The organism is Lunatimonas sp. (assembly GCF_020832325.1).
In the GTDB taxonomy this organism is placed as follows: Bacteria; Bacteroidota; Bacteroidia; order Cytophagales; family Cyclobacteriaceae; genus Lunatimonas.
The window spans coordinates 97,072-112,546 of sequence record NZ_JAFIEU010000018.1; the positions used below are offsets into that span (position 1 = coordinate 97,072).

The 15,475-nt window shown below is 47.1% G+C and carries 14 protein-coding genes, 1 pseudogene and 1 riboswitch; of the genes and pseudogenes, 5 read left to right on the top strand and 10 right to left on the bottom strand.

The window, feature by feature from the left end; translation table 11 throughout:
- Positions 1-104 precede the first annotated feature (104 nt).
- Complete coding sequence (locus JJU34_RS07120; protein ID WP_228691643.1) at positions 105-1,121, bottom strand: cation diffusion facilitator family transporter; 1,017 nt, start codon at positions 1,119-1,121, stop codon at positions 105-107.
- Between the two features lie 437 nt (positions 1,122-1,558).
- On the opposite strand from JJU34_RS07120, the gene JJU34_RS07125 reads away from it, so the two are divergent.
- Both JJU34_RS07125 and JJU34_RS07130 read left to right on the top strand, forming a co-directional pair.
- Entirely contained in the window at positions 1,559-2,617 is a 1,059-nt protein-coding gene (locus JJU34_RS07125) for an AI-2E family transporter (RefSeq protein WP_228691644.1), read from the top strand.
- Between the two features lie 13 nt (positions 2,618-2,630).
- Entirely contained in the window at positions 2,631-3,560 is a 930-nt protein-coding gene (locus JJU34_RS07130; RefSeq protein ID WP_228691645.1) for a tetratricopeptide repeat protein, read from the top strand.
- Here JJU34_RS07130 and JJU34_RS07135 read toward each other — a convergent pair.
- The 4 genes and pseudogenes from JJU34_RS07135 to JJU34_RS07150 all read right to left on the bottom strand — a co-directional run bounded on the left by JJU34_RS07135 (position 3,557) and on the right by JJU34_RS07150 (position 8,187).
- The gene (locus JJU34_RS07135) at positions 3,557-3,979 is read right to left on the bottom strand and encodes a DUF4174 domain-containing protein (protein ID WP_228691646.1); all 423 of its coding nucleotides are present in this window, start codon (positions 3,977-3,979) and stop codon (positions 3,557-3,559) included. The two genes, JJU34_RS07130 and JJU34_RS07135, sit on opposite strands and share 4 nt — an antisense overlap.
- 208 nt (positions 3,980-4,187) lie before the next feature.
- Positions 4,188-6,278: pseudogene (metG, locus tag JJU34_RS07140) on the bottom strand (methionine--tRNA ligase); the annotation flags it as partial.
- Positions 6,279-6,308: 30 nt separating this feature from the next.
- Positions 6,309-7,604 carry a serine hydrolase domain-containing protein gene (locus JJU34_RS07145; RefSeq protein ID WP_228691648.1) on the bottom strand — a complete coding sequence of 432 codons (1,296 nt, stop codon included), beginning with the start codon at positions 7,602-7,604 and terminating at the stop codon, positions 6,309-6,311.
- 46 nt (positions 7,605-7,650) lie between these two features.
- Positions 7,651-8,187 (bottom strand): DinB family protein, encoded by a 537-nt coding sequence (locus JJU34_RS07150; protein ID WP_228691649.1) that lies wholly within the window; start codon positions 8,185-8,187, stop codon positions 7,651-7,653.
- Positions 8,188-8,265: 78 nt separating this feature from the next.
- Here JJU34_RS07150 and JJU34_RS07155 point away from each other — a divergent pair, with 78 nt between their 5' ends.
- The 3 genes from JJU34_RS07155 to JJU34_RS07165 all read left to right on the top strand — a co-directional run bounded on the left by JJU34_RS07155 (position 8,266) and on the right by JJU34_RS07165 (position 12,149).
- The gene (locus JJU34_RS07155; RefSeq protein ID WP_228691650.1) at positions 8,266-9,102 is read left to right on the top strand and encodes a sugar phosphate isomerase/epimerase; all 837 of its coding nucleotides are present in this window, start codon (positions 8,266-8,268) and stop codon (positions 9,100-9,102) included.
- 145 nt (positions 9,103-9,247) lie between these two features.
- Positions 9,248-10,888 carry an amidase gene (locus JJU34_RS07160; protein WP_228691651.1) on the top strand — a complete coding sequence of 547 codons (1,641 nt, stop codon included), beginning with the start codon at positions 9,248-9,250 and terminating at the stop codon, positions 10,886-10,888.
- A gap of 58 nt (positions 10,889-10,946) precedes the next feature.
- Entirely contained in the window at positions 10,947-12,149 is a 1,203-nt protein-coding gene (locus JJU34_RS07165) for a hypothetical protein (protein WP_228691652.1), read from the top strand.
- A 55-nt stretch (positions 12,150-12,204) separates the two neighbouring features.
- On the opposite strand, the gene JJU34_RS07170 is transcribed toward JJU34_RS07165, so the two are convergent.
- The 5 genes from JJU34_RS07170 to JJU34_RS21775 all read right to left on the bottom strand — a co-directional run bounded on the left by JJU34_RS07170 (position 12,205) and on the right by JJU34_RS21775 (position 15,258).
- Entirely contained in the window at positions 12,205-13,380 is a 1,176-nt protein-coding gene (locus JJU34_RS07170; protein WP_228691653.1) for an aminotransferase class I/II-fold pyridoxal phosphate-dependent enzyme, read from the bottom strand.
- Positions 13,381-13,508: 128 nt separating this feature from the next.
- Positions 13,509-13,608, bottom strand: a riboswitch (SAM riboswitch).
- 271 nt (positions 13,609-13,879) lie between these two features.
- Complete coding sequence (locus JJU34_RS07175; protein ID WP_228691654.1) at positions 13,880-14,257, bottom strand: GxxExxY protein; 378 nt, start codon at positions 14,255-14,257, stop codon at positions 13,880-13,882.
- A gap of 76 nt (positions 14,258-14,333) precedes the next feature.
- Entirely contained in the window at positions 14,334-14,699 is a 366-nt protein-coding gene (locus JJU34_RS07180; protein WP_366512679.1) for a PDDEXK nuclease domain-containing protein, read from the bottom strand.
- On the bottom strand, positions 14,689-14,946 hold the full coding sequence (locus tag JJU34_RS21680) for a PDDEXK nuclease domain-containing protein (RefSeq protein ID WP_301005338.1): 258 nt from the start codon (positions 14,944-14,946) through the stop codon (positions 14,689-14,691). Before JJU34_RS21680 ends, JJU34_RS07180 begins: the two co-directional genes overlap by 11 nt.
- A gap of 33 nt (positions 14,947-14,979) precedes the next feature.
- Positions 14,980-15,258 carry a DUF1016 N-terminal domain-containing protein gene (locus JJU34_RS21775; RefSeq protein WP_366512680.1) on the bottom strand — a complete coding sequence of 93 codons (279 nt, stop codon included), beginning with the start codon at positions 15,256-15,258 and terminating at the stop codon, positions 14,980-14,982.
- Positions 15,259-15,475: the final 217 nt, after the last annotated feature.

Genomic DNA, 15,475 nt, shown 5'->3' on the forward strand with positions numbered 1-15,475 from the left:
ACATTCCTTATTTCCAGCTGAAAATGAGCCGGTTGAATAATGAAAAAGCGTAAAACACGGAATTCCCTTGCCTTTTTTTTCAAACCAAATATAGCCTCGAAAGCCTAGGATTCTTTTGCATTTTGAACAGCCGAACTCAGTTCGTGGTAATGCTTTTGGTTTTTGGCCATATTTTGCTCATCCCACCTGATCTTCTTTGATTTCGGAAATTTGCGGACCGGGCAGGAATTTATCTGACAGTAATGGCAGCAAGACTCCGGAATACAGGGATCGGCATGCACAAAGACCTCCACGTATCCCGGCAGGTTTTCCTCCAACACTTCCTCTACCCGGTGCACTTCGTCGTGGACCTTAATCAGATCAAAGTAATAGGGCAGCGTCAAGTGAAGATCAATGTGGCTATCGCCTCCATATTGTTGAACTCGCATATTATGGATATCTATCCAATTGTCCTTCCGGTACTTGTTCAAAATCTTAACCATAATGCCCATCGCCAAGGGATCTACCTCATCCATAAGCCCCCCTACAGACCGCCTAACTAACATATAGCCGTTGTAGATGATATAGCCAGCGAAAACGAGCGAAAATACACTGTCCAAAAAGTATAAATCTGTAAAATAAATTACCGCAATACCCACGATAAGGACGAAACTACTGACTGCATCCGTCGCCAGGTGCTTTCCATCTGCAATCAGGGTAATACTATTGAGCGCTTTCCCTTTTTGTTGCAATAGACGTCCTAGCGCACCATTTACAAGACCTGAAAATCCTACCAACAACATACCAATGGGCAATTCTTGAAGTGGCTCAGGAAACACCAAGGTATAAATCGCTTGATAAATGATAAAGACTCCAGCAAGAACGATAAGAATACCCTCAATCCCCGCACTAAAAAACTCAATTTTCCCATGTCCGTAGGGATGATTGCTGTCCTTTGGTTGAGAGCTCAGGTAAATGCTGTACATCGCAAAGCCGGACGCTACTACGTTGACGATGCTCTCCAATGCATCCGTCAAAATAGCCGTTGACCCCGTTACATAGTAGGAGTAAAATTTCAGGATCATCAATCCCACACTTACCACTAGAGAAAGTATGATCAACCGCCATTTTTCTTTATTCACCAGAGTCGTATTTATATCTGAAAAGGCCAAAAATAGAAAAAATCGCTCACAATAGGAAACTAGGAAGTCATTGTACTGCCGAGAGCGATTACCTAGTTCCCGGTGGTCGAACCTTCGGAATACGCAATCAACTTTCGCGGTCAATTACGTAGAGGTGGGGATTCCACAAACCATTGGCATACCATTTGGTAAAATGTATCGTATCTTTGGATTATTATTCAGTATCTTTTCCCTAGATTTCATGCGTCTATTATTTCTTCTTTAGCGGTCAAAACATTTCCCGTGCCGAAGATCAGATGCCTAACAGGGAATCGCTGTCCCGATCCTTCGGAATCGCATGTGGTATAGTGATCTACCGGTATGACGATTACGTCACGCTTGTCAGCCTTTGGAGGGCTCGATTTTATCTAAAAACAACCCCTGTCTAAACCCGCATTATGAAGCAGTCAGAAATCCCCAGTTACCTTCAAGTTCTAATCATCCTCCTGCTGATTATCGTGGTCGTTTTCATCATGATCCTGGGGAGAAGCCTTCTCATTCCCCTATTCATTGGGGGATATATTGCCATGCTGATGATTCCTGTCTGCAACTGGATGGAGACGAAAAAAATCCCCAGAACCCTGAGTGCGGTGATCGCGTTGCTGAGTTCCATCACCGTCATAATTGGATTGGTGGTTCTGGTGATACTGCAGGTGAAGAATTTTTCAAGGGATTTTGAAGATGTAACCGACCGATTAAACAATTACTTGGCAGATGTAGACCGCATCGCAACAGACACTTTTGGTGCTGACCTTGGGATCAAGGACGGCGTAGACAAAAGCCAATTGTTCGAATTGTTGGAGTCCAACAGCGAAACGGTGTCAAATTTTCTCCTAGGAACTATTGGCTCCCTGTCTGGCGTAATCTTAGTTCCCGTGTTTATCTTTTTTATGTTGATCTATAGAGATCATCTGGCGGACTTTGTGGCCAAGATATTTTCGGAACATGACAATGAAAATGTAAAATCCACCATACGGTCTATGCGAAAAGTGGTGCAATACTACATTTTAGGGGTATTGAAAGTGATGGCTATACTGGCAGTTTTGAACACCGCTGCCCTGTATGCGATCGGGGTAAAACATGCGTTGTTTTTTGGACTGTTCGCCGCGCTGTTGAATATTATCCCCTATTTGGGGCCTTTCTTAGGAGCTATTTTACCCTTCATTTTCGCGTTTCTGACGATGGATGGCTTATTTTACCCGTTTGCAGTCGTCGCTTCTTTCACTATCATTCAACTGATAGAAAGCAACGTACTGACGCCAAAAATAGTCGGAAGCAATGTCAACTTAAATGCACTGGTTACTTTTTTGGGACTATTGATTGGAGGTGCCATTTGGGGAGTAGCTGGAATGATCCTGATTATTCCGTCACTTGCTATCATGAAACGGATTTTCGAACTCAAGGACAGCACCAAACCGTATTCTTTTTTGTTGGGAGAAGAGAGCAATTTGAAATAATACCATCATGCGAATGACCAATCTTCTTGCCTGCTTTTGGCTGGCCCTCGTAATCCTATTAGTCAGCGGCTGCGATTCCGCAGAAAGTAAAAAAGGGCGATTTTTACTGAAAGGAAACGCTAAATTAGAGGACGGGGACATTCAGGGAGCAATCAAATTCTACGAGGAAGCTATTCGGGTAGACAACGCTTACGCCGAAGCCTATTATAACCGAGGGGTTGCCTACCAACGGTTGGCCAACCTGGAACGGGCAATCACGGACTTTTCCAAGGCATTGTCCATCAACCCTGCTTATGGGGAAGCATTGTATCAGAAAGCGGTGGCAAACCTGGATTACGGAGAAAACTACAAGGCGCTCGAAGCTGCCAGGCAACTCAGTCAAACGGAGGGTTTTGCGTCCAAGGGCTTTTTTATCTTGGGCCTTACCTATACCGAACTCAACGACTTTGACCCGGCCTTGGATGCATTTGAAAAAGCCATGGCGCTAGAGCCCCATAACCCCGACCTCTGGGTAAACAGGGCAACGCTTCGGTACTATCAGGGCGAGCACGACAGAGCATTGGTAGATCTGGAAAAGGCGCTGACGCTGAACGACAAAGAACCAAATGCCTACAACTTGGAGGCTTTGGTCCGATTCGAGCGCAAAGAATACAAAGAGGCCTTGGAAAAGGTGGAAAAAGCCATTCAACTAAACCCCAATCAACCGTATTTCTATAACAACCGGGGGCTGTTCAGACTGTTCAACAACCAACTGGAAGAAGGTTTATCGGACATCAACTACAGCCTGAATATCGATGCATCCAATCTGTATGCGCTCCGAAACAAAGGAATATACTATTACCTAAAGGGGGAACAGGCGTTGGCAGCACAGTACCTGCGGGAAGTGGCGTCTAAAAATAATTCGTTGCCTATGTTGGCCGAATACCTCGAGAAAGTACGCTAGGTTCCGTTGCTGCGGCGGATCTCCCGGGCACGCATCGGCATCGCATCAATAATACCAAAAAGCTCGTTCCAATCCGGAGCACTTCCCTCCCGGCGAACCTTTGAACCACCGTCTTTCCCTATCAGTACCCAACACAAATCCTTACTTCCTAGTGCGTATTTCTTCTTTAAGAAGGATTCGTATTGGAGCTCAAATCGGTAGGGTGAATTCGACGTTAACGTGTCCCCGAAAACGAAAAACAGCAAATCCCGTTCTTCAAACTCCACCAACAGGCTGTCGGAAACCTCCCATTCAAACGCAACTTCCCTGTGCTCGGCAGGAAACACAAACAGCACCCGGTTTTTCCACCTTAGATCTTCCAAGGTAATCGTATCTGCATATAGCATACTAAACAAAACAACCAAAAACGCGCTTTTCATAAACTGCAGAACTAACTAATACACAGCAACTCAAACGAAATTATACCGATAAAGTTCATCGAAATAGCACTATTTAATGGATATTTTTTTCAAAAACACTAAAACAAATATCTCCTTTACATTATTAGAAATAAAACTAAGCTTTTATTCGATTTAACATTACCTGCTTTTTAGTCAAACCGATTGCGGGTGAAAGCTAATGCAGGTACTAACTAATTACCGAACCTGGCTTCACAGACTGATGGGGCTGAAGCAATTTCAGGCTACCGTCGGCATCTTCGGCCATCAAAATCATCCCCTCCGAATCAATACCCACCATCTTTCTGGGCGCCAGATTGATCAGCATAACCACTTGTTTGCCGAGTAACTCCTCTGGTGAAAAGTGTTCGGCCACCCCGCTCAATACGGTCCGGTTACCCAGTCCTGTTTCCACGGTTAGCTTTAGCAACTTCTTAGACTTCTTAACCGGCTCGGCCTCTAGTACTTTTACGACGCGAATATCCAGTTTAGCGAAGTCATCGTAGGTGATGATCTCCTTCATGGGTGCCGCCTGCACGGCGTCCGACTCGTTTTTACGCTTGGAATCCAACAACTTCTGTATCTGGGCTTCAATAGCTGAGTCCTCCACTTTTTCGAACAACAGGCCGGGATCGCTTAACGCTAGCCCTGCATGCAAAAGGTCCTGTTTTCCAGCATCTTTCCACTTGGCATCCTTCAGGTCCATCGCCTGCCGGAGCTTGGTAGCGGTGAACGGCAAAAAAGGCTCGGAAACCACCGCCAGCGAAGCAGCAATCTGCAACGCCACATTCAGGATGGTTCCTGTACGCACTCGATCCTTTTTGATTTCCTTCCAAGGCTCCATCTCTGCCAGGTATTTATTGCCTAGGCGAGCGAGATCCATCACAATGCCCAAGGCCTCCCTAAAGCGAAACCGCTCCAAAGACTGACTGATACGCTCCGGAAATTCCGACATCTCCTTCAGCACCTCCAGATCATAGGGGGACAACACTTCCTGCTGGGGAATTTTCCCCTCAAAGTACTTATGGGTGAGCACTACCGCCCGATTCACAAAATTACCGTAGATAGCCACCAATTCTGAGTTGTTACGAGCCTGAAAGTCCTTCCAAGTGAAATCGTTGTCCTTTGTTTCCGGCGCATTGGCAGTCAGTACGTACCGCAGCACATCTTGCTTGCCTGGAAATTCCTCCAGGTATTCGTGCAACCAAACAGCCCAATTTCTGGAGGTAGAAATCTTATCTCCCTCCAAATTCAAAAACTCGTTAGCAGGAACATTCTCGGGAATGATAAAGTCTCCGTGTGTTTTAAGAATGGCCGGAAAGGTGATGCAGTGAAATACAATATTATCCTTCCCAATGAAATGTACGAGCTTGGTTTCCTTGTCCTTCCAGTAGGGTTCCCAATCGATTCCTTTCTCACGAGCCCACTCTTTGGTGGAGGAAATATACCCAATGGGAGCGTCAAACCACACATACAGTACCTTGCCTGCCGCTTCGGGAAGCGGAACCGGAATGCCCCAATCCATGTCCCGGGTCATGGACCTAGGCTGCAATCCTTCACCCGCTTCTAACCAACTGCGGCATTGCCCGAGCACGTTATTTTTCCAATCATCCTTGTGGTCTTCCAGAATCCACTTCTTCAAAAATGCGGTATATCTCCCCAGATCCAGAAACCAATGCTTGGTCTCTTTCAGCACAGGGGAATTGCCACTTAATTTGGATTTTGGATTGATCAGTTCCGTTGGGCTGAGGGAAGACCCGCACTTTTCGCACTGATCTCCATAGGCCCTCTCATACCCACACTTGGGGCAAGTACCTTCTATGTACCTGTCCGCAAGGAATTGTCCGGCTTCTGCATCGTAATATTGCTCGGTAACCTGCTCCACAAACTCACCCTTGTCATACAGGTCTTTGAATAGTTGACCGGCGGTTTCGTGATGTATTGCCGCCGAGGTTCGGGAATAATGATTAAAACTGATTCCAAATTCCTGAAAGCTTGCCTTCATCAGTTCATGGTATCGGTCCACGATTTCCTGCGGACTGACGCCCTCATTCTTGGCCTTGATCGTAATCGCCACGCCGTGTTCATCAGACCCACACACATACGCAACATCGCGCTCCTTGGATCGGAGATAACGTACGTAAATATCAGAAGGTATATAACACCCTGCCAGATGTCCTATATGGAGGGGACCATTGGCATATGGCAGGGCAGAAGTAACGGTATATCGTTTAAAATTTTTTTCGCTCATAGGGCACAAAGATAGGTAAAAATGGTTTTTCCACTCACCCCTTTGTTACTTTTATACGGCTTAGTCATCGACTGCCGCGCCCATCATTTGTTTGAATTTCCAACCCGTTTGATCGCCGGTACCTCCTTGGGTTTGCTTGAGAATTACACCGATTAGCCCTTCCTTGGGATCCGCGAAGTATTGGGTATTAAAGTATCCTCCCCAGTTGAAGGTTCCCTCGCTTAGGTCCCCGCCTCGGCCTTTTCCCTTTTGCGTAAGCACGCCAAACGCCAATCCGTAGTGAGCATTCCCTCCTCCATAGAGATCTCCTACATGGTTTGCCATGATGATGTCCACGGTGGTACGGCTGAGGATTCGGACCCCGTTCAGTTCGCCTCCGTTGAGGTACATCTGTAGGAACGTGGCGTAATCCTTGGCCGTGCTGGAGAGACCGGCTCCGCCGGAAAAGAAGCGCTTGGCCCCTTCTTTCGGATAGTCTACCTTATAAAAGGTGTCTGGGTAGTTTTTCCATTCACCATCCACCCGGTGGCTTATGGACACCAGTCGATTCGCTTTGCCTTCCGGTAAGTAAAACCACGTATCCTGCATGCCGAGTGGATCAAATAGCCGCTCCCTAAGGAAACGATCAAAGGGCATTCCGGATACCACCTCCACCAGGTAGCCTAGTACATCCAACCCCATGCTGTAGGTGTACTTTTCTCCTGGATCGTGATGCAGCGGCAACTTGGCCAGTTTCAGCGCCACCTCCTTGATGGACACATCCTCCGTGGTGAACAAATCGGTGGTACCCGCCTTGGCATATAGCATCTTCATGCGTTCATCGCCGTCGATGACCCCATAGCCCAATCCGGAGGTATGGGTCAACAGATGGCGTATCGTAATCTCCCGAATCGCTGGACGCGCGGTGAAACTGGTGTCTGCATATCGAAAGTTCTGTAGCACCTGCGGATTCTTGAATTCCGGAATATACTTCGAAATGGGATCGTCCAACCGAATTTTACCTTCCTCCCAAAGCATCATGACCGCTGTGGCTGTGATCGCTTTACTTTGGGAAGCGATGCGAAAAATATCGTCTTTTTTCAAGGCCCTTCCCGAACCTACATCGGCTACACCATAGGCTTGATGGTAAACGATCTTCCCGTTTCGGGCGATCAATGCAACCACACCTGGAATGTCCCCGTCTTGCACGGATTGCTGCAACATGGCGTCAATGCGTTGAATTCGGGCCGGAGACATGCCTACACTTACCGGAGTACCATCCGACAGCGGAAGGGACTTCTTACCTGTTGCCGTTTGGGCTACGGAAAAATGAACTTGCGCCAGCAGACAGGCTACTAGCAAAATGGATCTGAACATACTTCTGGGGTTTTTAAGAAAATACAATCTATACAAATTTAAATGCTTACTGGTAAAGGATATAGTTCGGTGGCTTGATGCCGTTCATACGCAAATACACCACCAATTGACCCCGGTGGTGGGCGATATGGTCTGCTGCAAGAAGTAGAAATTGGCGGCTGGTACGGCGCAACTCTCCGTACTGATTGTGCTCAATCAATCGCGATGGGTCAAATTGGGCGATGTGTGCTGCAGCCTTATCCATCTCTTTCTCCAATACGTTGATAATTTCCTGTTTGGACAGGCCTTCTGCCCGGTATTCCTGTACCCGATAGGGGGTATTTTGCCGATCAAACCGGCTGAAAATATGCCACTCTATCGTCACCGCTATATGCATCAACTGCTCCGCAAAGGACATTTCCTCCGAAGTAGGTCGGAATCCATACAGCTCTTCGGGCATCTCTGAGGCTATCGCGAGCATATACTGCTTGGAACCTTCCCATCGCTCCAGAAATTCGCTCAAGAATGGGTCGGATTGCGCATACGCACCGGAAACCACCCAAAAAAACATCCCGATGAAAAAGGTTTTCGTTTTCCGCTTCATATCTGATTGGTCCTTTCGGAATTTTGGGTATTTTTAGCAAAGATTAATTCAAAAATCCTGTTAAAATACTCATTTATTATGAAGCAACGCATGTTCAAAACGTTATTTTCTGCATTATTTTGCCTGGCTACCTTTATTACGCAAGCGCAGAGCGGTGTTCCGGCAGATTGGAAACTGGGAAGTCAAGCATATACCTTTCGGCTGTTTAGCTTTGAAGAGGCCCTCGAAAAACTCAACAGCATTGGGGTGAAGTATGTGGAGCTTTACCCAGGCCAAAAAATCACCAAGTCCGGCGAAGCCACCACGGCCTTTACAGCCAGTGCACAAGACCTGAATCAGATTAAATCCCTACTGGCCAAATACGACATCCAGGCCGTAGCCTACGGGGTGGTAAGTCCAAACGACGAGGACTGGCCCAAAGTGTTTGCCTTTGCGAAGGCCCTTGGCATAGAGGTAATCACCACCGAGCTGCGTGCCAATCAGCTTGACCTAGTGGAAAAACTCTGCGAGGAACACCAGATCAAAGTGGCATTGCATAATCACCCGGTGCCTTCTTTCTACTGGCATCCGGAGGTTCCAGCCAGGTTGTTGGAAGGCAGAAGTCCGCTTATGGGCGTGTGTGCAGACATTGGCCACTGGATCAGATCGGGCGTGGATCCCATCGATGCCTTGCAGCGATTGGAAGGACGCATCCACAGCCTTCACATGAAAGACCTTAACGGCAGAGGTATCCGGTCAGCACACGACGTACCCTGGGGAACCGGTACCTGCAATGTAGCTGGCGTCCTTCACGAACTTCACCGGCAGGGTTTCAAAGGTGTCTTCTCTGCCGAGTACGAGCACAACTGGGAAAACAGCCTTCCTGAAGTAAAAGAAAGCATGGATTACTTCAAGCACGTTTCCGCACAGTTTTAACGATCCTGTTTCAATAGCAATCCCTAGTTCAACTTCCGCGGTGGTCACTTCCCCAGAGAATCACCGCGGATCTTGAACAAAAAAATGAGCAATACGATAAATTTTTGACGGGGAATTCGGAATTTTACAGGCTAACGACTACACCATGAACAACCGGTACACCAGTGCGTTGCATCCCGGCCGCGTGCATCTCGGATCTTTGCTTTTTTTCATACTTACTGTGGCAATTTGGACCACATGTGCATCGTGCCAGCCAAAGGCCCTCGAAGACATGGAAGCCTCGGATACAGCCTCCTTCCCCTATTTGGAATGGGAAATCGCCGACTTTCATGCGAATTACGACAATGGCAGCCTAACTATAGAGGAAGTCGTAAGCGCCTACCTGGACCGCATTGCACAGATAGACCAAAATGGCCCCGAGCTGAGATCCGTCCTGGAAGTCAATCCCGAAGCATTGGAAATTGCCAGAGAATTGGACCAAATGCTCCAAGAAGGTCGAAAAAAAGGCGCATTGCACGGCATCCCCGTTTTGCTCAAAGACAACATAGACACCTACGATGCCATGCATACCACAGCTGGTTCCCGGGCACTTGAAGGTTCAAAACCCCTGCAAGACAGTTTCGTCGCCAAGAAATTGCGAGAAGCAGGAGCGGTCATCATCGGAAAGGCCAACCTGAGCGAATGGGCAAACTTTCGGGGACAGCTCTCTAGCAGTGGCTGGAGTGGGTTGGGTGGACAAACCAAAAATCCCTACATCATTGACCGCAATCCCTGCGGCAGCAGTGCAGGATCCGGAGTAGCGGTATCTGCAAACTTAGCCGTATTGGCAATAGGCACAGAAACCAACGGGTCCATCGTGTGCCCCTCTACGGCCAACGGCATTGTGGGCATCAAACCGACCGTAGGCCTGATCTCTAGATCCGGTATCATTCCCATTTCCTTTACCCAAGACACACCCGGCCCGATGACCCGAACAGTGAGGGATGCCGCCATCAGCTTGGGTACCATGGTGGGGCTAGACCCCGCAGATGCCAAAACCAGCACCAGTGACGGTCGATACCTGACAGATTACACCCCGTTCTTAAAGGCCGAGGGTCTGAAAGGAAAGAAAATCGGCTGGATGAAATCAACCGCTGGAATCAACTACAAGGTGGATCAGCTGATGGAAGAAGCCATTGCTTTTATGAAGGCTCAAGGAGCTGAAATCATCCCCTTACAGGAAGTATCGCCTCCCGGAACCGGATCCTATTCGTTTGAGGTGATGCTGTATGAATACAAAGACGGGCTAAATAAGTATTTCAGCTCGCTGGGTCCAGACGCAAAAATCAAAAGCCTGGAAGAACTGATTGAATTCAACAAACAGGATCCCATAGAGCTGGCCCACTATAACCAGCACTACTTGGAACTCGCCTTGGAAAAAGGAGACCTAAGCAGTCCGCAATACCTGGAAGCGCTGGAAAAACTCCGGGTGAACAGTCAGGACAACGGCATCGACAAAGCTCTAAAAGAACATGGCCTAGATGCCATCATAGCACCCACTGGCAGCCCTGCATGGAAAACCGACTGGACAAACGGAGATTATTACCACTTGGGTAGCTCCTCCCCCGCTGCCCACGCCGGTTACCCCAGCATCTCAGTACCCATGGGCATGATCGATGAACTTCCCGTAGGGATTTCCTTCTTCAGCACTGCTTGGTCCGAACCTGTGCTGATTGAGTTGGCCTATGCCTTTGAACAGGGAACAAAAGCCAGGCGAGCACCTAAATTTCTCCGTCAAAGTTATTGATCTACAAACTACCTAGAATCGCCTTTTTTATTCCTCCTTTTTTAGTCACAAAAACTACATGAAAGCACTTTATCTCACCCTGTTACTTTTGTTGGCAGCCTCGCACCACTATGCGCAACAAACCGATCTCAAAAGAGAGCTCCTGGAAATGGAAGAGTCAAAACCCGAATTGATAAGCAGGGGCAGACGCCTCCTTCTCGATCGGTTTGAAAACCGGGATATATCCAAAATGGCCGAAGTCAAGACCTTCCTACTGAATGAGGTAGAAGACAAGAACTACTTGGCATTATTTCTAATCGAACGGGTGCTGATCAGCTATTGGACAGGGGATTACCAAGAGGTACTTGGTCATTCCCATTTAATGGATCAGGAGGAAATCATGCTGATCACCCAAAAAATTGCACCAATGGGCGATTTGCTTGCCAAAACGTTGCTAACTGAATCCAGAAAAGAACAACCCATCCTAGCCAGCAAACTGAAAAACAACCCCGAGCTAAGCGCCATGGAGAAAGATTTCTTGGCGTTGAATCTACTATACTTGTTGGAAGGCCCGGATTATCCGGAAATCAGCCAGGAGGAGTTGAATTTTCTGGCAGACAAGTTCCTGTCCTCCTACCCCGGCAATGCCTATGAAGCATATACCCGCGAATATATTCGTCAGCGCTTTGAACCCTCCAAATGGGGATTTACTGCTGAATTCTTTACCGGATATGGGCGCTACACAGACCAGCTTAGTAGTGAATTCAAAAACAGCATCCCATTCGGAATAGCCTTTGACATTATCTACACCGATTGGGTACTGTTTCTCCGAAATTATATCGGCATCACCCGCAACAAACACGATGTACCCATTTCAAGCGGAGTTTGGCCGGCCTACTCCCAGGCTAGGATGTTTCTCCCTGAGCTGAGTATCGGCTATCAAGTCACTGATTCCCCGAGATTGGCGATCACTCCTTTCGCAGGATTTGCTTGGATGGACTTGGGGCCTACCCCATACGACCTACAGCAAAATCAAAGCCTAAGCGAGGCTACGCTGACCTTTAGGAGAACGCCCACAGTTGGCCTGAATGTGGATGTTAAAATGGGCAATGTAAATGGGCTAATCTCTCAGGGCCAGGAACACAGTTATTGGTTCATGCGCCTTCGATATGCCTATCAGACCCCACATTACGAGCGGAAGTACAACGGATATGCAGGGTCTCTGCATAATTTTACGATAGGAGTAGGAGGCACCGGACGCCGGATAAAGAAAGTACACTAGTTACTTTTATTCATCTATTCGTCGGTTCCATGAGTGGAGCCATTTCAGCGCCCTCTCACCTGGAATTTAACAGGGCCTGCTCAATATCCTGCACGATATCGTCCACATGTTCCAGCCCGACCGATAGGCGCACGAGTCCATTCAAAATACCTACCCGCTCCCGTTCTTCTTCGGTCAGCTTGCTGTGGGTCGTAGACGCGGGATGCGTGATGATACTGCGGCTATCGCCCAGATTGGCCGTTACCGTGATCATTTGCAGGTGGTCAATAAACCGCTTTGCGCGCTGAAGCCCCCCTTTTAGCGTCAGGGTAATGATCCCTCCTCCCTGCTTCATTTGCTTTTTTGCCAGATGGTACTGTGGGTGGGAGGGTAAAAACGGGTACTTGACCACCTCAATATCCGGACTCTCCTGAAAGTATTCCGCTATCTTCAGGGCATTTTCGCAATGCCGGTCCATACGGACAGCCAAGGTCTCCATGCTTTTGGCCAGTACCCAGGCATTAAAGGGCGAGAGGGAAGGTCCGGTATGCCGCATAAAAAACTGCACCTCATCGATGTATTTCTTCTGACCGAGGATCAACCCTCCGAGCACTCTTCCCTGTCCGTCGATAAACTTGGTTGCGCTGTGGGTAACGATGTGCGCACCCCATTTGGCCGGCTGCTGTAGGTAAGGCGTAGCGAAACAATTGTCCACCACCAGAATCAGGTTATGGGCGTTCGCCAAGGCCGCGATGTACGCTAGGTCAATGATCTCTAATCCCGGGTTAGAGGGAGTCTCTATGAACAACATCTTGGTATTCGGCTGAATCAGCTCCTCCCAGCGTGCGATGTCCTTGATGTCGCCGTAGGTATGTGAAATACCCCATTTGGGAAAGACACGGGTAAGCAGTTGGTGCGTGGACCCAAACAGGGACCGCGACGCCAGCACATGGTCTCCTTGAGACAAGAGCGCTGCCATGCTGCCAAACATAGCCGCCATCCCAGAGGCGGTGGTGAGGCCCGATTCGGTACCTTCTGCCGCACAGACCTTGGCGATCAGATCGCTCGTATTGGGGTTGGCATAGCGGGAATAGATATTTCCCGGAATTTCGTCGGCAAACATCTGCCGGGCCTGCTCGGCCGAATCAAATACAAAACTGGAACTGAGGTAGATAGGGGAAGAATGCTCACGCTGATCGGAAGCAGATTCGGCGATTCGAACAGCCTGTGTCTCGAAATTTTTATAGGACATAGAAAATCGGATTATATGCGATGGTGGTAAGGACTAAACAGGCCAATCGTACAGCGTAGTGCTCCCTTTCCAGCGTGCGGAAGGGTGTACAAACAAAAAAACGGGATAGCTGATGGATCATATCGTCTAATTTATCGTTCCCTTTCGGGCAGGTATTGGCACCTTTCCCCATGTGGAAGGTTGCCAGAGGTTCTAAGAGCCTGTTCTCTCCCCTCTTCTTTATAAATCAGTTGCCTGAAGTGTGCCACAAAGTAAATGTAGCGGGACTGCAAATCCAAATTTTAACGATTAAATACCGTTAGAAACACAGCCCCCACGTTGAACAAAATAAATAGGCAACTTCTTTGCGGCTCTGCAGTTTTGCGTAAAAAAACCTCTCGCTAAGGCGCCAAGACGCTATGGTTTTATCACTTTGCAACCTTGTCGCTTTGCGAGAACAATTCCTTCGCTAAGCGCTAATCTATTTTTTCTTTGCGACTCTGCGGCTTTGCGAGATATTTTATAGATTATTTACAATTCGTATTATTCCGTCTTTTATTAGTTTTTCGTTGAAGTTGATTAGTAAACCCAATTTCAATCCGGTTATTTTCAAGTAGGTCAAAAGTTGCTTAGGGTGTACGGGGGCGATGGCCTCAACTGATTTTAACTCCACAATTACTTTTTTCTCCACAATGATGTCTGCTCTAAAGCCCAAGTCCATTTTTAATTCATCCCAAATGACTGGAATTGCTTTTTGCCTTTCAACATTCATTCCTTGTTTAGAAAGTTCAAAGAACATGATTTCTTCATAAACAGACTCAAGCAATCCGGGCCCCAACTTTACGTGGATGTCGTAGGCGGTATTCACGACTATTTTTGAAATATCATTCTCTGTCATTTTACTATGTTATTCTTTGCGGCTCTGCGGCTTTGCGAGACTTAATTTCTAGCTAAGGCTCCAAGACGCTAAGTTTTTATAGGTTGTCTTGTTTTCGATTTTCAATTAATTGTTTTGCTTTTTCAGTGAATTGGTGGAGCTTTTGTTGAAGTAACTCACGGGGTAATTGTTCGTGGATATATTCCGCCACTTTAATGTTGGCTTTGTCTAGCTGAAGAAGTTCTACTTGTTCTTGATTGCCCGAAGCGCACAATATCAAGCCAATGGGTTGTTCTTCATGTGATTCCATTTCATGTTTCTCCAACCATCTTAAGCAAAATTCCATTTGGCCTTTGTATGCGGCCTTGAACTTACCAATTTTCAGCTCAATAGCTACCAGTCTTTTGAGTTTTCTGTGAAAAAACAACAAATCAAGATAGAAATCAATATTGTCAATAGTCATTCTTTTTTGTCGAGCCACAAATGTAAAGCCGACGCTGTAATTCAAGAATAAACTTTTCAAGTTCTTTGATAATGGCCGTTTCTAAGTCATTTTCTGAGTAGGCATCATTAAGATTTAAAAAATCGAAGAGATAATGGTCTCTAAAAACCAAATCAGGGGACAAAGTGCCTTCTGATTTTGGTTTTCGAAGCTCTAATACTGCTAATTTTTCTGGCTTTTTGCTAATGGTAGTCCTTTCAAAAAGCATGGAATCTATTTTTTCCTGAAATTGGCGAATAGTTCATTTTTCTAACCTGCACATTTCAATATAAAAGTCGCGTTTCAAATCGCTGTCCAAGTACATTAAGACTTTAAAATGCGACCAAGATAATTGTCTCCACAGTGTAGAGACAAATTGCTCATCTGGAAAAGTTTCCATAATGCGGAGACAATTTTGCAAGTGTTTAGCACTCCATCCTTTGCCATACTCACGGGTAAGCTGTTTGGAAAGGTTAACAATTATAAAAGGCGTCATGCAGACCGTCCTGTACTTTGACCCCAATGCGCCGCCACCGGCCATCAACAACAAAATGAACACCGACACAACACACTGATATCCACCTTCCGATGGAACGGAACAGCGCGTGCCCAACCGGCCAAAAACAGCCAAATCACCAAAAACAAACGGAAAATCAAAAAACAAAACCACTCAGAAAGTATACAGAAAAGAAACAACCACGCAAAATGCTGCAAAACCAACGCCAACCAGCACCTTTTTTCATCCGACAGAAATCACC